The 18,656-nt window shown below is 55.7% G+C and carries 22 protein-coding genes and 1 tRNA gene; 17 read left to right on the forward strand and 6 right to left on the reverse strand.

Going from position 1 to position 18,656, the window contains the following annotated elements:
* Positions 1 to 508 precede the first annotated feature (508 nt).
* Together aspS and hisD are read right to left on the reverse strand one after the other, a co-directional pair.
* Entirely contained in the window at positions 509 to 1,813 is a 1,305-nt protein-coding gene (gene aspS, locus RCI_RS13125; RefSeq protein ID WP_012036936.1) for an aspartate--tRNA(Asn) ligase, read from the reverse strand.
* A 10-nt stretch (positions 1,814 to 1,823) separates the two neighbouring features.
* The gene (gene hisD / locus RCI_RS13130; protein ID WP_012036937.1) at positions 1,824 to 3,089 is read right to left on the reverse strand and encodes a histidinol dehydrogenase; all 1,266 of its coding nucleotides are present in this window, start codon (positions 3,087 to 3,089) and stop codon (positions 1,824 to 1,826) included.
* A gap of 129 nt (positions 3,090 to 3,218) precedes the next feature.
* On the opposite strand from hisD, the gene RCI_RS13135 reads away from it, so the two are divergent.
* Positions 3,219 to 3,692, forward strand: a complete 474-nt coding sequence (locus tag RCI_RS13135; protein ID WP_012036938.1) for a GNAT family N-acetyltransferase — start codon at positions 3,219 to 3,221, stop codon at positions 3,690 to 3,692.
* On the opposite strand, the gene RCI_RS16770 is transcribed toward RCI_RS13135, so the two are convergent.
* A complete protein-coding gene (locus RCI_RS16770; protein WP_012036939.1) occupies positions 3,634 to 4,149 on the reverse strand; it encodes a hypothetical protein in 516 nt (171 codons plus the stop codon). The two genes, RCI_RS13135 and RCI_RS16770, sit on opposite strands and share 59 nt — an antisense overlap.
* Before the next feature lie 193 nt (positions 4,150 to 4,342).
* Here RCI_RS16770 and RCI_RS13140 point away from each other — a divergent pair, with 193 nt between their 5' ends.
* The 10 genes from RCI_RS13140 to pspAA all read left to right on the forward strand — a co-directional run bounded on the left by RCI_RS13140 (position 4,343) and on the right by pspAA (position 10,239).
* A complete protein-coding gene (locus tag RCI_RS13140) occupies positions 4,343 to 4,522 on the forward strand; it encodes a ribbon-helix-helix domain-containing protein (RefSeq protein WP_012036940.1) in 180 nt (59 codons plus the stop codon).
* Positions 4,523 to 4,533: 11 nt separating this feature from the next.
* Positions 4,534 to 5,202 (forward strand): 7-cyano-7-deazaguanine synthase QueC, encoded by a 669-nt coding sequence (gene queC / locus RCI_RS13145; RefSeq protein WP_012036941.1) that lies wholly within the window; start codon positions 4,534 to 4,536, stop codon positions 5,200 to 5,202.
* A gap of 2 nt (positions 5,203 to 5,204) precedes the next feature.
* Positions 5,205 to 5,759, forward strand: a complete 555-nt coding sequence (locus RCI_RS13150) for a DUF366 family protein (protein ID WP_012036942.1) — start codon at positions 5,205 to 5,207, stop codon at positions 5,757 to 5,759.
* Positions 5,756 to 6,493: a 7-carboxy-7-deazaguanine synthase QueE gene (locus tag RCI_RS13155; RefSeq protein WP_012036943.1), complete on the forward strand. Its 738-nt coding sequence runs from the start codon at positions 5,756 to 5,758 to the stop codon at positions 6,491 to 6,493. The genes RCI_RS13150 and RCI_RS13155 overlap by 4 nt, the downstream gene beginning before the upstream one ends.
* A complete protein-coding gene (locus RCI_RS13160; protein WP_012036944.1) occupies positions 6,494 to 6,832 on the forward strand; it encodes a 6-pyruvoyl trahydropterin synthase family protein in 339 nt (112 codons plus the stop codon).
* Positions 6,833 to 6,887: 55 nt separating this feature from the next.
* A complete protein-coding gene (locus RCI_RS13165; RefSeq protein ID WP_012036945.1) occupies positions 6,888 to 7,667 on the forward strand; it encodes a DUF4013 domain-containing protein in 780 nt (259 codons plus the stop codon).
* Positions 7,668 to 7,809: 142 nt separating this feature from the next.
* A complete protein-coding gene (gene phoU / locus RCI_RS13170; RefSeq protein ID WP_231844850.1) occupies positions 7,810 to 8,466 on the forward strand; it encodes a phosphate signaling complex protein PhoU in 657 nt (218 codons plus the stop codon).
* On the forward strand, positions 8,457 to 9,188 hold the full coding sequence (locus RCI_RS13175) for an HAD family hydrolase (protein ID WP_012036947.1): 732 nt from the start codon (positions 8,457 to 8,459) through the stop codon (positions 9,186 to 9,188). Before phoU ends, RCI_RS13175 begins: the two co-directional genes overlap by 10 nt.
* Positions 9,189 to 9,293: 105 nt before the next feature.
* Positions 9,294 to 9,986: a PspA/IM30 family protein gene (locus RCI_RS13180; RefSeq protein ID WP_012036948.1), complete on the forward strand. Its 693-nt coding sequence runs from the start codon at positions 9,294 to 9,296 to the stop codon at positions 9,984 to 9,986.
* Complete coding sequence (gene pspAA / locus RCI_RS13185; RefSeq protein ID WP_012036949.1) at positions 9,961 to 10,239, forward strand: PspA-associated protein PspAA; 279 nt, start codon at positions 9,961 to 9,963, stop codon at positions 10,237 to 10,239. Before RCI_RS13180 ends, pspAA begins: the two co-directional genes overlap by 26 nt.
* On the opposite strand, the gene pspAB is transcribed toward pspAA, so the two are convergent.
* Positions 10,236 to 10,772: a PspA-associated protein PspAB gene (gene pspAB, locus RCI_RS15975; RefSeq protein ID WP_012036950.1), complete on the reverse strand. Its 537-nt coding sequence runs from the start codon at positions 10,770 to 10,772 to the stop codon at positions 10,236 to 10,238. The two genes, pspAA and pspAB, sit on opposite strands and share 4 nt — an antisense overlap.
* Positions 10,772 to 11,653 carry a zinc metalloprotease HtpX gene (htpX, locus tag RCI_RS13195; protein ID WP_012036951.1) on the reverse strand — a complete coding sequence of 294 codons (882 nt, stop codon included), beginning with the start codon at positions 11,651 to 11,653 and terminating at the stop codon, positions 10,772 to 10,774. The genes pspAB and htpX overlap by 1 nt, the downstream gene beginning before the upstream one ends.
* Positions 11,654 to 11,887: 234 nt before the next feature.
* On the opposite strand from htpX, the gene RCI_RS13200 reads away from it, so the two are divergent.
* From RCI_RS13200 to RCI_RS13220, 5 genes are all read left to right on the forward strand, one after another.
* Positions 11,888 to 13,885 (forward strand): PAS domain S-box protein, encoded by a 1,998-nt coding sequence (locus tag RCI_RS13200; protein WP_012036952.1) that lies wholly within the window; start codon positions 11,888 to 11,890, stop codon positions 13,883 to 13,885.
* Between the two features lie 163 nt (positions 13,886 to 14,048).
* A complete protein-coding gene (locus RCI_RS17085) occupies positions 14,049 to 14,219 on the forward strand; it encodes a hypothetical protein (protein WP_158308919.1) in 171 nt (56 codons plus the stop codon).
* Between the two features lie 92 nt (positions 14,220 to 14,311).
* Positions 14,312 to 14,671, forward strand: a complete 360-nt coding sequence (hisI, locus tag RCI_RS13210; RefSeq protein ID WP_012036954.1) for a phosphoribosyl-AMP cyclohydrolase — start codon at positions 14,312 to 14,314, stop codon at positions 14,669 to 14,671.
* A 46-nt stretch (positions 14,672 to 14,717) separates the two neighbouring features.
* Positions 14,718 to 16,589 carry a PINc/VapC family ATPase gene (locus RCI_RS13215; RefSeq protein WP_048198628.1) on the forward strand — a complete coding sequence of 624 codons (1,872 nt, stop codon included), beginning with the start codon at positions 14,718 to 14,720 and terminating at the stop codon, positions 16,587 to 16,589.
* 343 nt (positions 16,590 to 16,932) lie between these two features.
* A complete protein-coding gene (locus RCI_RS13220; RefSeq protein ID WP_231844852.1) occupies positions 16,933 to 17,760 on the forward strand; it encodes a hypothetical protein in 828 nt (275 codons plus the stop codon).
* A 304-nt stretch (positions 17,761 to 18,064) separates the two neighbouring features.
* Here the strand turns inward: RCI_RS13220 and RCI_RS13225 are convergent, their stop codons facing one another.
* Positions 18,065 to 18,307 carry a DUF378 domain-containing protein gene (locus tag RCI_RS13225; protein WP_012036957.1) on the reverse strand — a complete coding sequence of 81 codons (243 nt, stop codon included), beginning with the start codon at positions 18,305 to 18,307 and terminating at the stop codon, positions 18,065 to 18,067.
* Between the two features lie 152 nt (positions 18,308 to 18,459).
* Here RCI_RS13225 and RCI_RS13230 point away from each other — a divergent pair.
* Positions 18,460 to 18,534, forward strand: a tRNA-Arg gene (locus RCI_RS13230).
* Positions 18,535 to 18,656 lie beyond the last annotated feature (122 nt).

Consider the following 18,656-nt stretch of genomic DNA (forward strand, 5'->3'; position numbering starts at 1 on the left):
CAGTCGTTACTGAAACTTTTTTAACTGATGCCCGATCAAATTGTATGGTGTATAGCTCTTGCGTATACTCTAGTGAAGGATGACGAACGCTGCGCTGTGCCCCGCGTGATTGCACTGGCTCCCGAGATAGCAAGACGAACGCTGCGCTGTGCTAATCCTCACAGATGCCACAGATTCTGATTGATTCCACAGATTTCTCTGCTGAATCCACAGATTACTACTCGATATCACAGAAGAAATACGCTAATACTATTAGATCAATGATAGCAATCATAAGAGTACTTAATCAGATTATTTTTTGTTTATCTGTGAAATCCGTCAGAATCATCAGATTCTGCGTCATCTGTGCTATCGAGTAGGAATCTGTGGATTCTGTCGTAATCCGTGGAATCTGTGAGGAATAGCACAGCGCAGCGTTTGTTTTGCAGTCTCACCACACGTTAGCAATCAGGAATAGCACAGCGCAGCGTTCGTTTTGCAAGCTGAAATAGAAAAGTGAAAAAGGGGATCAGGGGGTGATCCTGACCCTGTCTCTCGGGAACAGGACTGCTTCCCTGACGTTGTTCAGGTTGAGCATCGTCTGGAGCAGACGTTCTGCACCCAGGCCCCAGCCTGCGTGTGGGGGCATGCCGTACCTGAAGGAGTCCAGGTAGAACTTGAAGCTGTCCGGGTTCAGGTCCCGGTCCTCTAAGTTCTTTATCAGTTTGTCGACCCGGTGCTCACGCTGGGCGCCCGACGACAATTCCATGCGCGGGTGCATGAGGTCAAAGGCCTTGCAGACTTCCGGCCTATCGTCGTAGGCCTGGGAGTAGAATGCCCTGATGTTGGTCGGCCAGTCCACGATGAAGTAGTGTTCGCCGATGGTCTCGCCGATCACGTGCTCTGCTGCAGTATCCAGGTCGTCGCCCAGCTCTAAGTGGGCGCACTCCGGGCTGGTCTTCGCGATTTCGACGGCCTCGGTGTACGGCACCCGCCTGAATGGTGTCTTTGGCACCTGTAGGTCGATGTTTAACACTTTAAGCTGGCTGGCGCAGTGCTCCTTTACATAGTTGTACACGTAGGCGATGGTGTTCTCCAGCAGGATCATGGCGTCCTCATGCGTGGCGAACGAGAGCTCCACATCGATGGACGTGGCTTCGTTCAGGTGCTTCCTGGTCGCGTGCTCCTCTGCCCTGAAGATGGGGCCGATCTCGTACACCCGGTCCATGCCGGCGGCCATCATCATCTGCTTGTAGAGCTGCGGGCTCTGGTTCAGGAAAGCCTCCCTGTCGAAATAAGAGATCGGGAACAGCGCCGTGCCGCCCTCGGTGGCAGTGGCGACGATCTTGGGCGTGGCGATCTCCAGGCAGCCGTTAGCGGACAGGAAGTCCCTGACGGCCTTGATCATATGAGCCCTGATGGTGAATATCGCCGTTACTTCGGGGCTGCGGATGTCCATGAATCTGGCGTCGAGCCTGGTGTCCAGCTCGGCAGGCACTTTGCCCGTCGGGTCCAGAGGCAGAGGGGTCTCGGCGATCGAGAGTACCTCGATTTCCGTGGGTATCAGCTCGTAGCCGTTGGGTGCCTTGGCCTCTGCCTTGACTGTGCCGCCTATGGATACTACGGATTCCCTGCTCAAGCCCTTGACCGTGTCGATGATCTCTTTGGGCACCTTCTTCTTGGGCATGGTGACCTGTACCAGGCCAGCCCTGTCTCTTAAAATCAGGAAGGCCAGGCCACCGAAGTCCCTGATCTCGTGAACCCACCCGCTCACGATGACGGCGTCGCCGTTCATCTCCGGCGTGATGTCCTTGGAATAATGCGTCCTCTTCATGTGATAACCTCTAGCTAAACCTCTTCATGACTGATTTTGCGTGAGCGTCAAAGCCCTCAATGTTCGCGAGGGCGACGATTATATCCCGGATGTTCTCCAGGCCCTCCTTCTCAATGTACTGAACGCTGGTAGTCTTGAGGAACTGCATCACGTTCATGCCCGAGAAGGTCTTCGCGTACCCGCCGGTCGGCAGCACGTGGTTGGCTCCGCTGGCGTAATCGCCCGCAGCCACCGGGGCGTATTCCCCGACGTAGATTGTGCCGGCGTTCCTTACTCCGTTCAACACGGGCATTGGGTTTGCGACCATGATCTCGACGTGCTCAGGGGCGATCTCGTTGCAGGCGGCTGCCGCCGCCACAAGATCATCGGTGACATAAATGACGTAGCCGGCTTTCTCGATGATCTGCTTCCTCAGGGCGCTCGAAGTCTGCAGCTTTATCTCCGAGTCCACGGCTTTCGCCAGCGCCTCTGACGGCGTGATCAATACTGCCAGGGAGTTCACGTCGTGCTCCATCTGGGCGATCATGTCCGAAGCGATCAGCACCGGGTTGCCGGTCTCGTCGGCGATAACGACGATCTCGCTCGGCCCTGCAGGCATGTCGATCTCTGCGGCTCCCCTCACGTACATCTTCGCCGCTGTCACGTAGGCGTTGCCCGGGCCGACGATCTTGTCCACCTTGCGGACGCTCTCGGTACCGAAGGCCATCGCGGCAATTGCCTGTACTCCGCCCACCCGGTAGATCTCGTCAGCGCCTGCCATGGCGATTGCGGTGATTGTCAGCGGGTGTATTGTGCCATCCTTCCTCGGCGGGGTGCAGGCGACGACTTCCGGCACACCTGCGACCTTGGCCGGGATGATGAGCATGAGGGCGGAAGACGGGTAAGACCCGGTGCCGCCGGGCACGTAGGCTCCGGCGCTGGCCAGTGCCGTATATTTCTGCCCGAGGCGGATGCCGGGGCTGACTTCGGTGAGCCACATGTCCGACTGGGGCATCTGCAGCGAGTGGAATGTCTCGATGTTGTCGAGGGCATGCTGGAGGTGCTCCAGCGTCTCATAGTCGATGAGCTCGAAGGCGCTGTCGATCTCTGCTTCGGTAAGAGCAAAGGAGTCGAGGTCGACGCCGTCGAACTGCTTCGTGTACTTTCTGACGGCTGTATCGCCGTTGACTTTCACGTCGTCGACTATCCTCTTCGCCGACTCCATGGCCGACTCGATGCTGGTCCTGCGCTTAAAGACCTCCTCAAGCGAGCCCAGGCTGGAAAGCTTCTTTATCATCGGATTCCCTCAGTAAGACATGTCTGCGATTGTGTGACCATTATAGATGCTTGAGGTTCATTAAACTTTGCGTTCACCGGAAACTATTTTCTAATGGAACCGCTATGCTTCATTACGTCAAGTGATTTTATGCAGCAGAATACCAGGTCCTCTTCAGTCAAAATTCGGGAAGCGGGCCTGAAAGATCTGGCCGAAATGCAGCGCCTTGAGCGCATGTGTTTCGACATAGAAGCATTTTCCAAGTTTCAGCTGAGGTACCTGGTGACGACGCCGACCGGGATATCTCTGGCAGCGGAGATCGATGGCAAGTTCGCGGGCTTCATCATCGGCATCATCAACCGGAACAGATACGGCACCTACGGCCGGATTTATACCCTGGACGTGGACACGGGTTTCAGGGGCAAAGGCACCGGCACCGAGCTGACCAGGGCGCTGCTGGAGCGGTTCAAGGCTTCCGGCTGCGAAAAATGTTTTTTAGAGGTCCGGGAAGACAACGACTGCGCCATTGCTCTTTATCACAAGCTAGGCTTCGAAAATAAGCACATTATTCCCCACTATTACGCTGAGGGGATCCACGCCATAAAGATGAGAAAAGACCTGTGAGTGGCGCGTAGCGCCCCCTGAGTGCAATGGCCAGTGCGAGGGCGTTGACGGTCACCAGCACGATCGAGATCAGGAACGCGTCGCTTCCGAGGGCCGCCTGCAAGTTTGCCATATCTGTGCCCGGCGAGTAGTTCATCGAGTAGATAGTTGTTCGCAGGGCGAAAAATGCGGGCACTGCTTCTTTTCCTGCCATGGCAATGATTACTGCGGCAACTGTCGTAGCACATAGTCCGGCCAGTTCCAGCGCGATATATCCGGTGCCGGCAACGGGCGAATGCTCCATGTACGCGTCCAGCCCGATCGGATTGACGTAGAGCGCGAAGACCTCGCCTCCCAGCGCTTTGACTGCGACAGCGTGAGCGCTCTCATGAATCAGTCCGTAGCAGAAGTTGGCCGCTATCAGCACTGCAGCTAACGAAAGTGTGGCTATTGCTATCGAGCCCACCTTGTACCCCATGCTACTTCCCTGAGCCCGGGAACATAAAGCCTTTCTCCTGACACCCCGTCAGGGTGGCCTCTTACTCTCCGGACTCCGGGAAACCGTGCATTAATACGCGCTCATCCTTTTTATTTCTGGAACGCTAATCTATCACTGGACGAAGAGTATAAATAATACTGTAGTATTACTGGAGTACCACCCGGGTAATATCATGCCTAAGATTTCCGTAGACATCCCGCAGGAGCTTTTAGACGATCTGATGGCTCACGTGGGCGAGGACAAAAAGTACGTCAGCCAGTCGGACGCCGTCCGGGCTGCCATCAGGCGGCTGCTGGATGCGCTGGACGAGATCGACGAGCGGCGGGGCCGCAAAAAGGGGGCTAAGAACTGAAGTCTATCGCTTTGTTATCCAGTGGCCTGGACTCTGTCGTAGCGTTCAAGAAAGAGCACGACGAGCATGGCGTCGCTCTCGCCATCACCTTTGATTACGGCCAGCGGGCCGCTTCTAAGGAGATTGAGATGGCGAGGCAAATCTGTGCCAGGTACCACGTCAGGCACGAAGTGATCGAGCTCCCGTGGCTTAAACAGATTACGAGAACTGCGCTGGTCAGCCGGCAGGCTGAGGTGCCTGAGCCGACGGAGGCAGAGCTGGACGAGATCAAGGGCAGGGCACTGGAGACCGCCCACCTGGTATGGGTTCCCAATCGTAACGGCGCGTTCATCAACATCGCCGCAGCGTTCGGGGATGCTTACGGGTATAACCGGATCGTCTGCGGCTTCAACGCGGAAGAGGGCGCTACCTTCCCGGACAATACCCCGGCATACGTGGACGCGGTCAACAAGAGTTTGGCCCTCTCCTGCGAGAAGCAGGTGCAGGTAGTAGCTCCGGTGATTCACTTCGACAAGGAGGAGATCATCCGGGAAGGTGTCAGGATTGAAGCTCCGCTGGATTTAAGCTGGAGCTGCTATTTCGCAGGGGAGAAGCCCTGCGGCAAATGCGAGAGTTGTATGAGGCGGGCCAGGGCCTTCAAGCGGGCCGGAGTGCCCGATCCTTCTCTGGGAGGCGTTTAACCATGAAGTGTATTATTGCCGATCGCCCCATCGAGTACGACGGCAGCCAGATAAGCTCGCTGTGGGCTTACACAGTGTACAAAGCACAGGAAGACAGCATCGTGTGCTTCAGGGGCCCATGCGACGTGACCCCCGGCCACATGATCGACCTGGAGGACAAGCTGAACGACGAAAAGATTTCCTCCCCGGACATGATCCACTTCATCGTGGAGCACTTCGACTCTACGTCCATAGCCCTGGCCTATACCCGCCAGAGGCTGCTGTCCTGCATCGCAGGAGAAGCGCTGCGTGACAGGAAAGTGTTCGCGACGAGGTCGGGCGATGACCTGTACTTCGGCGGTGAGAAGGCGTCTATCTCCATAGCCTCGGCAAGCGCGGTCAGCATGAAGATCCACTTCGGCATCAACGTCCGGTGCGAGGAGTGGGGCAGCCTCGAAAAGGCAGGTGTCACAGATCCCGAGGAGCTGATGGCTGAGATCGGCAGCCGGTACGCTGCAGAACATGATGATATCCAGCGGGATATGCGTAAGTCCCGGCCTCTGGGGGCGTTTTCGTGAAGGCGCCGGTGAGGGAAATCTTCGTCAGCGTGCAGGGTGAAGGCCCTTACGTTGGTTACCGCCAGGCGTTCGTCCGGTTCCCGAAGTGTAACCTGGAATGCCTGTACTGCGATACTGCGAAGGACTGGGACAGCAACAAGAAGTGCATGGTCGAGAAGACTCCCGGCTCGGGAGACTTCGCTGAAGAAGAAAACCCCATTACTCCGGGCCGCTTGCTGACCATCGCGGAGCGGGACCCGAAGATCCACTCGATCTCGCTGACCGGTGGGGAACCTCTCCTTTATGGCAGCTTCATCAAGGAGCTCAAAGGAGCCAAGTATCCCCTGTACCTTGAGACTAACATGACTCTTCCCGAAGGCGCGAAGGATGTCAAGGACGTAGTCAAGATCGTCTCGGGCGACTTCAAGCTGAAAGCCCACTGCGATTTCAAAAACCAGTACGAGAAGTACTTCAACGCCACGGCCAGGTCTTTCAGTATCCTCAGGAGAACCAGCTTCCGGGACTGCTTCTGCAAGATCATCGTTACCCCGGACCTGGAAAAAGAGGACCTGATGCACGCGCTTGACCAGATCAAGGGGACCATTTCAGCGCTGGTGCTGCAGCCGGTAACCCCTGTCGGCCCTGTCGGCCAGGTATCGCCGAAGTTCGTCCTGGATCTGCAGACGGCTGCCATGGACGTAGTTGAGGATGTCAGAGTAATTCCACAGACCCACAGAATGTGGGGGTGTTTATAGATGAGATTAGGTGTTATTGAGTACATTGATAGCGCGCATTACCTGCCCGGGCACACCACCTGCGGCTGCATGCACGGGCACACTTACAAGGTTGAGTTTATCATCAGCGGAGAAAAGAAGGGCTCCGGCATGGTCATGGACTTCTACGACATGAAGACAGTCCTGCGGAAAGTGCTGAGCGAGTACGATCACAGGTGCCTGAACGAGATCGTGGAGTTCCCCAGCGTGGAGAACCTCTGTGAGTCCATTTACGGCAAGCTGAAAGATCAGATCCCTTACCCGTTCGTCCTTCGGATGTGGGAAGGCAAGGGCAAGTGGTGTGAGATGGGGGAAATTTAACATCCCTCCCACCTCTAACTTATCTTTTTATATGTCTGAGCCATAATACTTCTCGATGGCCATCTTCGCAACTCCTCTTGAAGTCACTCTCAAGTACAGCCTTTCCAACATTCTCTCGCTGTTCATCGGCGGCCTCTTCTTCATACCACCACTCGTGGCGTATTTCTTCCTCATCATCGCAGCGGAGCTCTTCGAAGGTAACGAATACCTATTCCTCGCCCTGTTCGGGCTGCTATTCGTACTTATACCGGTCTGCGTGGCGCTGCCCGGGGGCTACATCATCCGCTGCCTGCGAGACAGGCGTACGGGCAGCCTAAGGATGCCAGGTTTCTTTGGGGAGCCAGTGAAGCTGCTGTCCGATGCCTTCGCCTTCCTCGTGATGGCCATAGTGTACATGATCTGCTTTGGGCTGATGTTCGCCCTTCTCTTCACACCCATCGTATTCCTGCCTTCAAGCCCGACAGGCTTCGGATTCATAGCCTTCATAGCCTTCATGTTCCTGTTCGTCGCCCTGTTCGCGATTGTCGCCAACGTCCTGTTTTTCACCTTCTTCATTTCCCTGACCATCTACGCTGCAGAGGGTAGCCTGATCAGCGCCCTTAATCCCGTACGTGTGATCAAAGTGCTGGCCTCGAACCCTCTTGGCTTCCTGGTCACTCTGGTACTGGTTTACGGCATAGGCTCGCTGCTCCAGATTCTGGCCATCTTTCTCATCACGATGCCCTGGGTGCTCTTTTTCATCATGCTCATAGATGCGCTGGTCGTCGCTGACGTGTACCTGGCCACAGAGCGGAAGATCGGTGAGCCGGGCCTGACAGACCAGCCGGCCCCTTAATTTTTTTGCGCCCATTTCCACTACGTCTGCAGAATTTTCCCTGCGCGATTTCGGGGCGGGCTTTTGTCCTCGCGGCTTGACATACTTCTGCCGGCAGGCGCCGGCGGTGCCCATGCAGCAACTTATAGATGTTAAATCCATTGTGGCAGACACGCTGAAGATAGCTGGCCTGGTGGGCCAGTCTATCGAGGACTCTGTCCGCTCTCTGGCCGATCGAGATATTGATCTGGCGGGCAAGGTGATTGATCGGGACGCAGAAATTGACCGGCTGAAGCTCGATATTGACCGGGAATGCATCGACGCTCTGGCGGGGAAGCTCGAGGGCAGAGACTTACGAGTGGTCCTTGGCACCTACCGGATGATCGTGGACCTGGAGCATATCGGCGATTACTCGGTCTCCGTGTCCCGGGTCACTCTGGCGGTAGCCAACAAGCCGGTCTCCGGCACCTCGCTGGAGATCATGAAGATGGCGGAGATCGCCGGGCGCATGCTGAAAAAGTGTATCGACCTGTACTCCGGCAAAACTTCGGGAAACCTCAGGACCGTCTACGAGAACGATCTCGGGATTGACAGGCTCTACGGCAGCGTATTCTACAACAGCCTGGGGGAGATCGTCCACGAGCCAGAGCGGTCGACTAACATCATCTACCTGATCATGGCTGCCCGGGCGCTGGAGAGGATCGGAGACCACATCACTGAGATTGCAGAGCGTGTCGAGTACATCGAGACTGGCCAGCTGAAGGAGCGCAGCGTTCCGATGCACGTGCCCTACGGGGAGAGGGATAAGGGGTGGGAATAAAGGCCGTAGTCTCGGACATCTATACCACTCTGATCGACATCAAGACCAGAGAGGATGACCTGGAGATCTACGAGCGTCTGGCCTCGTACCTCAAGTACCAGGGCATATATTTATCGGCGGATGAGCTGAAGTGGTTCTTCTACGAGAAGAAAGAACTGCAGAAGAAGTACAATAAAGAGCAGTACCCCGAGCATGACTACCGGCGCATCTGGTACGAGATCCTGTACGAAAACCAGTACGCCTACACTGGCCCGGACATCAACAGCAGCACCATCGTCAGCGACATCATCAAGCTCCAGCGTTCGCTGTCGACCCGGAGAGTCAAGCTCTACAGCGGCGTCTATCAGACGCTGAGCCAGCTGAAAAACAAGTATACCCTGGGTATCGTCTCCGACGCCCAGCAGGATCACGCGTACCCGGAGCTGAAAATGCTGGGCATCTACGATTTTTTCCAGGCCGTAATTGTATCTGCCGAGTTCGGGTACCGCAAGCCCGACGTCCGGCTGTTTGCCGAATGCCTGCGCAGGCTCGGAGTACAGCCTTCCGAGGCAATCTACCTCGGCAACGACACGCTCAGGGACATCAAAGGGGCTAACGACGCCGGCATGAAAAGTGTCCTGGTCATGACCGAGTACGGGAACAAGGATACTGCCGTTGCGAAGCCTGACTATATCATACATGACGTGGGCGAGCTGTTCGGCATACTGGAAGGGCTAAAATAAGGGCGGGATGCTGAGATCTATGGTAGCCTTCCGGCTGCCCGACACCTGCATATTTTTCTGATAATCTGTATATAGGCTCAACGCATACCATCAATCGGGATTTGAGTGGGATTGTTCAGCAGGCTCACTGCCAGCATCCGGGCAAGATCGAAGCGGTGGACGGCAGGGCAAACGGACACGCAGGATTACTCTGTTCAAAGCTATGAGACCCTGCGGGCAGAGGTGAAAGAGGCTGTCGAGAGTGAGGAGTCTCTTAAAGCGGAAATGCTGGTGCAGGCCAGCCGTCTGAACCAGTGCCTGCACAGGCAGGACGAACTGGCGGCTGATGCCGTCCGGGAAGGGCAGGATAAAAAAGCTGCAGGGCTGATCTATCGCAGGCTGCTCATGTCGAGGCAGATCGGCCTCCTGCGTTCAAAAATAGATGCCATTACTGCCGAGCGGGTGAGGCTGGACCGGCTGCTGTCAAGGCTGAAACTAAAAATACAGGCGTTCCGTGACGAGCGTAAAAGTCTCGAAACCCGCCATCTGCCGCACGATGTTGCATCAATTCGCATGAGGGAGGCCATGGCGGGGATGGGCGAGGAGCTGACCTCGGTTCGCTATGCCATCGACAGAGCAAAGGCTAAAGCGACAGAAGCACGTATAAGCTGCGAAACTGCCCGCAGGCTGGCGGCAGGCTACGCCTTGCCCGCTGGCGATGTTGACATCCCGGACCAGGACATGGAACCAGTGGCCAGTGCCCTGAAAAGGCTCAAAGCAGAGATGAAGTACTATGATCGTCCGCATCCTCAACGATAACCAGTACATTGTGCCCTCGCTGTACTACGACGAGATTAACGCCCTGGACAACGCCCTCGTCCAGTCGATTGCCGGAAATGACCGGGATGCGTTTCGGATATGCTACGACCGGATGATCGAACTGGTGAAAAAGAACGGCGTGCCCATGGACCCTTACACAGTCAAGGAGTCCGACCTTATTCTGCCTCCCCCCGACATGACATTCGAGGAAGCCCGGAAGCTCTTCGTCGGCGAAGGCCTCATACCTGACTAGAGTGGCAGGCCCCAGAGAGGGTACCACTGGCTTAACGATTTCTCCAGCGGTAAAACGTCTTCGAGCTCGCGTTTCAGGCTGATCTCCAGATCATTCTCCCTTTCCTCGCCCACAGGCACGAATGGGTAGAACTTTCCGTAGGAGTTGAATATCCAGTACACCTTTTTATCATCTGCCGTGTATGCGAAGGCAGCACACAAAAAGTCCCGGCCGCAGGCATTGGCTGATACTGCATCAAAAGCCGCCCTGGCTGATTCTATTACTCTGTCCAGGCTGCCGTCGAGCAGTATCCAGACGCATCCATATGAATCTTCGACAGTGCTGCACCTGGCAGTAATGCCACTGTCGTGCGGATGACTGGCTATTCTCTGGATCAGCTCTCTACAGCTGTCGGAAGTCCTGTAGCAGATCCCGGCTTTTTCGGCGAACCGTAATCCTGCCTGCTTCATCGCCGCGGCAGCGTTCCGCAGCTTCACCAGCTCTTCTGTGCTCCTCACCGGTCGCCTTAGCCTGAAAAAGTCCAGAATGCCCATCAGGACCTCATAGCACGCTCCATGCGCTCCAGTTCCCGGATACGCCTCTCGAGGCTCGGGTGAGTGGAGAACAGCTCTGCAATGGAGCGGCCGCTGATCGCGGGGATGATGAAGAACTGGTTCATGCCCTGCTCGGCGCGTAGGTCTTTTTTCGGGATGTGCTGCATCTGGCCGCTGATCTTGGTTAGCGCGTTGATCAGGGTCCGTGGCCTGCCCGTGATGATCGCCGAGCCCCTGTCCGCGGCCAGCTCTCTGTACCGGGACAGGAGCCTGACCAGCAGCAGGCTGATCACGTAGACAATCAGGGCGACTATGTACACAAGGACAAAGCTGCCTGCTCCCCGGCGGTTCTGGCCCCGGCCTCCTCCGAACATGAAGGACATCATGATAAAGTAGGCCACGGTAGAAATGAAACTCGCCAGAGTCATCACTGCCACGTCTCTGTTCTTGACGTGGCTGAGCTCATGAGCCAGCACTGCTTTGACCTCGTCAGGGTTGAGCCGCTCCATCAGGCCAGTAGTGACAGCGATCACGGATTTTCGGTGGCTTCTTCCCGTCGCGAAAGCATTGGGTATGTCGGTAGGCATGATCGCTACTTTAGGCTTGGGTATGTCCGCCTCTGCGCATAGCTGCTCTACAACGGCATGTAGTTGAGGAGCCTGCTCGGGAGTCACGATCTTTGCCCCTGAGCTCATGAGCACCAGCTTGTCGGAAAAGAAGAACTGGATGCCAAGCATTACTGCAGCAATGATCATGATCATCGTCGGATCGATGCCCAGCCAGTAAAGAAATGCAAGGAACCCGAGGTACAGGGCGCCCAGTATAATCATCGTGAGCACCATACGTGCCATCAGGCCGAAATCTGAAGGCCAGTTTCTCATATATTAATGAAACCGGCCCGCGCTGAAAGTAGTTTGCCCTCTATATGAAGAAGAATACCACACCCATCATCAAGTAGAGCGCGATTAGCTGCGGCCCTTACACCCTGTTTATGCAATAGGGCTTTGCATGGCCCGTAATGGTGGCGGTTGAGCTGATAATGCTCATTATCCGTCGAGCGAATTTATATATTTAACACTTAATATGTTAATGACTTAGCTATCAGGAGGTCATCTATGCTTGCAGAACGAAGCAGGCCGTCCAGCCATAGAGAAACTTTTAGCCAGCTGGTAGCCTGCGAGCGCCTCGGTGTCGCAGCCATCGCAGTCGATGTCAGTTTCCGCATCGTGTTCTTTAACGAGAAAGCGCGCAAGATCTCCGGGTACTCCCGGGAAAATGCCCTGCGGAAGAGCATCTTCGACATCGTGGTTTCAGGAGACCTTAAAAAGTGCCTACGCAGGTCGATCAGGGGAGATGCGATCGAGCCATGTTTCACCACTCGCTGTAACCTCGTCACCCGGGATGGAAAGATCAGGTCGGTAGAGTGGCAGGGCACAACTATGTACGGCGAGGGAAAAGCCGTCGGCGTACTACTGACCTGCATCGATGTCACCGAGTCTGAGCTTGTCCGGGAAGCGGCTCGCATCGCGGCCCGGGCGAGGGATATCGACGAGATGGCCACGAGCTTCATGGACTTGCTGGGAGACCCGCTAAACCTGAAGATCGCCAGGCTGTCGATCTATGCTGACGGCAGGGCTCCTCTAACCCTCACCCGGGTTTTCCCACACGGGGGAGTGAGGAAAAAACCCCGGCACGCGCTGGATGACTGCCCTGCAGACCGGGAGATGGATATGAAGTTTTTCAGGCTGCAGCCTGGCGACCGGTGTATCGGGGCGCTGGAAGTCACAGCTTATGCTGGCTGCAGGCTGACCGAAGAGGATGCCGGATGCATCCAGGCCTTGTGCGACATTATCTCCTCCGGTATCACCCGGCTGATCCCGCCAGACCGCCGTCTTCCCGACCTCTCCGGCATCAGAGAATCTGGATCAGCGGTGGCCATAGTCCACCCGGGGGACTACCGGGTGATCGATGCCAGCAGCAGTTTCGCAGCGATAACAGGCAAAGCTGATCTGGCCTGTGCCCGGCTGACAGACCTCATCCCATCGGCAGGGCTCGTAGAAGCGCTCCGGTCAGCCGTAGCTACTGGTACCCCCAGCTGGGGGACATGCCCGGAAAGCGGCCGCATCTTCTGCTGTGTGCCTGTTTCTGGCGAATCGAAAGAATCTGACGCTATCATTGTCTCTCTCCTCAACGCAACATCGGGCAGCCTGGAGCCCGGCAACAGTGCTTCAGCTTTACAGGGGGCACATGCAGCAGACATTCTCTCGATGCTGCCCCACGGGCTGGCCTTATGCGACGCTAACGGCCTGATCGTCACTGTCAACAACACCCTTTCCGGGCTGCTGGGGCTGGACAGGCAGATGCTGGAAGGGCGATTACTGGCAGATGTGCTACGAACGCTGAACCCCCGGCACGTGAACGGAATGCCTCTCAAGAGGAAACTGTTCTCCCTGAACCGGCTGCAGAAGCCAGGCTCTGAAGCCGAGGCTTTCGTGACCATCGACGTGTCCGGCCGCAGGAGAACCATTAATGCTCTGGCTGCCCCAATATTCGACGATAAGGGCTCGAAGACCGGTTTCATCATTACCGTCAGGGATGCTACAGTCCTTCATGCCTTGCTGCGGATGAGCCGGGCTACGATGGACAGCGAGCATACAGGCGATCTGATCGACGAATCTATGGACATCATCCTTAATGCGGCCAGGCTTAAGCTGGCATGGCTGTACCTGTACGACGGCACCGAGCTGGCACTGGAAGTGCAGAAGGGGGACGTATCAGGGGCACCGCTGCCAGTCTGCCGGGAAGTGCCCGAGGCTGACAGTCCCACCCTGCAGTGCAGGGCTTTCAATAAGGCGGGTCCTGTGCTTATCAAGGACTACCGCCGGTGCGCTTCGGTCCGCACGTTCGATCCGCTGGCGAAAAGCCGGAGCATCAGGAGCATGGCTGCCGTACCACTGATCGCCGACGGCAGCACTATCGGGGTACTCGTGGCAGCCACCGGGCCTGGCCAGCCTCTCCGGGAGCAACAACTCTCAGAGCTGGCTGTCATGTGCGACCAGCTTTCGATCGGCATAGCCAGATCTCAGCACAGGCAAGTCCGAAGAGCGGCATGACTGTCGGCCCCCCTTTTTCTACTCTATTCCTAATTCCAGTTTTATAAATCGGCATATGGAAGAATACATATTAATAACAACACTTGAAAAATAGCTCTTATCAGTAAAAGCCGGTTTCCCCATGAACTATAAAATTCTCTACCAAACTCCAGTACTCAAGCTAATGAATGCGCTCGTTTTTCTCGACACTTTCATCCTCATAACCATAGGCGTCGGGGTGAAAGGCGAGATGGGCCTGGTATTCGGCATGGGGTACGGCATTCTCGGCGGCCTGGCAGCGGCACTGATGTTCAACGTGCTGATCTTAGCGCTCGTCACGATGAAATCCCGGTAGCCGCATCTCATTGACACAGAGCATGTTTTTCAGGCGCCCGGCACAGTTGCGCCGACATAAATTATATCCGTTCTCGCGCACATTATGCCACTATGATAGAGCCGGAATTCAAGGACGGGCTGCTGCCCGTCATCGTGCAGGACTACGAAACGCTTGAGGTCCTCATGTTCGCATACATGAACCGGGAAGCCTTTGACCTCACCTGCAGCACCGGCATCGCACACTATTTCAGCCGCAGCAGGGGCAAGCTCTGGAAGAAAGGAGAAACCTCCGGCCACTACCAGCACGTCAAAGAGATGCGCATCGACTGTGACCGGGACTGCCTTCTGATCCTGGTCGAGCAGGATACGGGGGCGTGTCACACCGGCTACCGCTCCTGCTTTTACCGGACCATCGAGGGGGACGTCGTCGGGGAGAAAACGTTCGAACCGGCCGACGTGTACAAGAACTGAGAGTATGTTTTAAAGCGTGACACGCCAAAGATCACAGGGAGCTAGCATGACTGGACTAAAGCTGGTCCCAGACACCAGCACAATCATCAACGGAAGCATCACTAAAAAAGTGGAGTCGGGAGAGTACCGGGACGCAATCATCATCGTACCTGAAGCAGTCGTGGCCGAGCTGGAATCTCAGGCTAACAGGGGCCTCGAGATCGGGTTCAACGGCCTCGAAGAGCTGCGAAAGCTGCATGACATGCACCTTGCGGGTGAAATCGAGCTCCAGTTCACCGGCCCCCGGCCGACGCTGGACCAGGTGAAACTTGCCCCGGGCGGAGAGATCGACTACATGATCCGCAGTATTGCGGCCAAGCACAACGCCGAGTTCATCACCAGCGACAAGGTACAGGCGAGCGTGGCCCGGGCCACCGGCATTCCCGTCATCTACCTGAAGCCGGAGCGGGAGGAGCAGAAGAAGCCGCTGTCCATCATGGACTACTTCACCGACGACACCATGTCCGTGCACCTGAAAGCCGACGTGGAGCCCCTGGCCAAGAGGGGTAGCATAGGCACAATGCGTCTGGAGAAGATCTCCGATCGTAAGCTTAGCGATAAGGACATCATCCGCATGGCTCACGAAATCCTGGAGCACACCAAGAACGATCCCAACGGCTTTATCGAGATGGAAAAGAGCGGCGCCACAGTAGTCCAGCTTGGCTCAATGAGGATTGCAATCGCCATGCCTCCGTTCTCAGACGGGGCAGAGATCACCGTGGTCAGGCCGATCGCTAAACTTAATCTGGAAGACTACGCGTTCAGCAAGACCTTCAAAGAGCGGCTCATCGAAAAGCGCAGAGGCATCCTAATCTCCGGACCACCGGGCGCAGGCAAATCCACTTTCGCACAGGCATGCGCCGAGTTCCTGCTGTCCAACGATTTCATTATCAAGACAATGGAGTCTCCCAGAGACCTGCAGCTGCCCGAATCGATCACCCAGTACGCGCCGCTGGAAGGGAACATGGAAAACACAGCGGACATCCTGTTGCTGGTCCGGCCGGACTACACGATCTACGACGAGCTCCGCAAGACCTCAGACTTCTCCATCTTCTCCGACATGCGCCTCGCCGGCGTGGGCATGATCGGCGTCGTCCACGCGACCAGAGGCATCGACGCCATCCAGCGTTTCATAGGCCGCATAGAACTGGGTGTAATCCCGCAGGTCGTGGATACAGTCGTCTTCATCGATAAGGGCACCATCGAGAAGGTCTACGACCTGACGTTCACCGTCAAGGTTCCCGCCGGCATGCAGGAAGCCGACCTCGCCAGGCCTGTCATCCTGGTCAAGGAAATGGAGACCAACCGTGCGGAATACGAGATCTACACATACGGCGAACAGGTCGTAGTCATGCCTGTCGGGGCGGAGAAAAAGCCGCCAAAGGCAGCGATGAAACTCGCGTCCAGGGAGATCCAGAAAGTCATCGGCAAATATGTCAAGGGCTACGTAGAAGTCGAGATGCAGGGAGAGAATAGCGCCCTCGTCAAAGTCCGGGAGAAGGAGATCGCCGGGCTGCTGGGGAAGGCCGGCAGCACCATCAAGCGGATCGAAAAAGACCTGGGCATCCACATCGACGTGAGATCGCTGGACGAGGAATCGAGACGGGGAGAACCGGAGGAAGCGCCCGTTACCGCACCCCGGAAAAAAAGCCAGGAAATCCCGGTCGAAGTAGAGGAAACCAAGAGACACGTAGTCCTCTACTTCCCCGAACGGTACATGGGGGAAACCATGGAAGTCTCCGCCGGCGGCAAATATCTATTTACTGCCACGATCGGCAAAGGCTCCTCGATCAAAGTGCCCAAAGGGTCGAATCTGGTTGACCGGTTGCTAACCGCCCAGGCGGCCGGGGAAGAGATTACCGCGAGGCTGGCGGAATAAGCTATAGGCGACTAGTTACCACAGAGGCACAGAGGTTCACAGAGATACACAGAGAACGATTTAAAAACGATTATGTGTGGCATTACTATAATAAAATCGCTCTCTACGTCTCTGTGTTTCTCTGTGCCTCTGTGGTGAACCGTTCTCTGTGTTTCTCTGTGCCTCTGTGGTGAACCGTTCTCTGTGGGTCTCTGTGCCTTTGTGGTGAGCCGTTTACCTCTGTGCCTCTGTGGTGTGTCTTGTAGCTTTTTTGCAATACTTTGCATATTACTTTCAGACCACTATCACACAACGCTTTAATCCCCAAAAGCTTATTTCAGGATTGGCCACCATCTGTCAAACCGTGGCCGGGAATGAAGATACTATGAACTTCAAGTTCGAAGACATCACCGAGAAAAACGTGGATGACCTGATGTGCATTTGCGGCAACATGCCGGGCCTGGATAAGAACCCGCACTTCAAGGAGGGTCGGGAGGCGAGGAGGCAGTGGCTGCTGGAGATGATCGGGAAATACGGCACCGTGGGTGTGATCGCCTACGACGGGAGCGGCAAGCCCGCGGGCTTTGTGGAGTGTATTCCTGCCGCCGCTCACCCGCTGGGGCTGTTCGCGGCCGACCTGCCCCGGACGATGATCATCGACTGCGGGTGGTACAAGCAGGACGCCGGCATCGCGGTCCGCAAGGCGATTCTGGATGACATGTTCGCCCGGAAGTGGTTCGACAAGCCGCTGGGAAACAAGAAGTGCAAGTTCGTGGACGTGCTGACACTGAAAGGAGCGCCCATCATGCAGTACGACTTCTACCAGGGCTACGGGTTCAAAGACGCTGTCGAGATCACCGGCCACGCCACGAAGCGGTATCTCTTGAGGTACCCGGTCAGGGGTGACGAGATCACCCCTAAGGCGGAAGAGATCAACTTCTGCGACGCCGGCAAGAACGTGCTCGTCATCGGCATCTACCGCCAGTGCCACATGCCCTTCATGATCGCCGCGAAGATCCAGAATGCCGTAGAAGGCCTCGAAGGCCTGAGCGTCAAGATCGTCGACTACTGGGCCACCGGATCGCCTACGGTCTGCGAAGCCTCCATCAACGGCAGGCCAGCATTCGACGGGCCCGTGTTCTTCATGAATGACGAGCAGATCCGGGAGTCTGTAAAGAGCAAGATGATCTGAGTTCGCGTGTGCCCCTCTATGGGGCATCACATTTTAACTTATTATTGCTCTATTGTGGTGAGACAGCAATACGATCGCTGCGCTGTGCTGGGACACAGATTTAACAGATTGTACAGATTGCACAGATGAACACAATAGATAAAACAGGTAATGACTGTCTTAACCAGCCTGATTCGATGAGCATCTGTGTCAATCTGTGCTATCTGTGCAATCTGTGACCCTGGCACAGCGCAGCGTTAGTCCGCGTTCACGATTGTGTAAACACTCTTAATATAAGAAAAGTGGATCCGCAGTTAAGGGCGGATCACGGCCGTACGACTGGCCTTTCCCTGGGGCTTGTGAGCATCTGGTACAGCGGGTACAGCAGGTAGATCGCAGAGATGCCTACCAGTATGTAGATCAATTTTGTCAGTATGCTCGTCGCAGCGGGCCCGAAGATCGCTTCTACGAGGTTAAATCCGAACGCCACCAGTAACCAGTTGATACCTCCTATGATGGTCAGTATCATTGCTATTATAGTCAAAGGATCTGTGGTTCTTCTTTCCATCTCAAGTCACCAAGATAAGTTTACGATGGTGGATATTTATAAATTGTCGATAATAATCTTGTCCGGGAGGGTTGCCCGGGTGTATCGATACCCCGCCCGGTCTGGCTCGCAGATTTTATATAGCAGAATGAACATGTAAGATACGCAGATTTGGGCGGGTCGCCTAGCCAGGACATAGCGCCGGCCTCCTAAGCCGGATACCGTGGGTTCGAATCCCACCTCGCCCGCTGGCTTTTAGGGGATAATGATATCCCCCCATTTTTTGCCGTTTTTTCTGGACGCTCCAAACTTATTATCGCCTAACAGAGGCTTGGTCTACGAATATTAATATGACAATAATTTTATAAAA

It is taken from the genome of Methanocella arvoryzae MRE50 (assembly GCF_000063445.1).
Taxonomy (GTDB): domain Archaea; phylum Halobacteriota; class Methanocellia; order Methanocellales; family Methanocellaceae; genus Methanocella_A; species Methanocella_A arvoryzae.

Bases quoted from the DNA above. Each gene is read 5' to 3' on its own strand.
- aspS (WP_012036936.1), bottom strand. From the start codon at position 1,813: ATGAAGAGGACGCATTATTCCAAGGACATCACGCCGGAGATGAACGGC.
- hisD (WP_012036937.1), bottom strand. From the start codon at position 3,089: ATGATAAAGAAGCTTTCCAGCCTGGGCTCGCTTGAGGAGGTCTTTAAG.
- RCI_RS13135 (WP_012036938.1), top strand. From the start codon at position 3,219: ATGCAGCAGAATACCAGGTCCTCTTCAGTCAAAATTCGGGAAGCGGGC.
- RCI_RS16770 (WP_012036939.1), bottom strand. From the start codon at position 4,149: ATGGGGTACAAGGTGGGCTCGATAGCAATAGCCACACTTTCGTTAGCT.
- RCI_RS13140 (WP_012036940.1), top strand. From the start codon at position 4,343: ATGCCTAAGATTTCCGTAGACATCCCGCAGGAGCTTTTAGACGATCTG.
- RCI_RS13150 (WP_012036942.1), top strand. From the start codon at position 5,205: ATGAAGTGTATTATTGCCGATCGCCCCATCGAGTACGACGGCAGCCAG.
- RCI_RS13160 (WP_012036944.1), top strand. From the start codon at position 6,494: ATGAGATTAGGTGTTATTGAGTACATTGATAGCGCGCATTACCTGCCC.
- RCI_RS13165 (WP_012036945.1), top strand. From the start codon at position 6,888: ATGGCCATCTTCGCAACTCCTCTTGAAGTCACTCTCAAGTACAGCCTT.
- pspAA (WP_012036949.1), top strand. From the start codon at position 9,961: ATGATCGTCCGCATCCTCAACGATAACCAGTACATTGTGCCCTCGCTG.
- pspAB (WP_012036950.1), bottom strand. From the start codon at position 10,772: ATGGGCATTCTGGACTTTTTCAGGCTAAGGCGACCGGTGAGGAGCACA.
- htpX (WP_012036951.1), bottom strand. From the start codon at position 11,653: ATGAGAAACTGGCCTTCAGATTTCGGCCTGATGGCACGTATGGTGCTC.
- RCI_RS13200 (WP_012036952.1), top strand. From the start codon at position 11,888: ATGCTTGCAGAACGAAGCAGGCCGTCCAGCCATAGAGAAACTTTTAGC.
- RCI_RS17085 (WP_158308919.1), top strand. From the start codon at position 14,049: ATGAATGCGCTCGTTTTTCTCGACACTTTCATCCTCATAACCATAGGC.
- hisI (WP_012036954.1), top strand. From the start codon at position 14,312: ATGATAGAGCCGGAATTCAAGGACGGGCTGCTGCCCGTCATCGTGCAG.
- RCI_RS13215 (WP_048198628.1), top strand. From the start codon at position 14,718: ATGACTGGACTAAAGCTGGTCCCAGACACCAGCACAATCATCAACGGA.
- RCI_RS13225 (WP_012036957.1), bottom strand. From the start codon at position 18,307: ATGGAAAGAAGAACCACAGATCCTTTGACTATAATAGCAATGATACTG.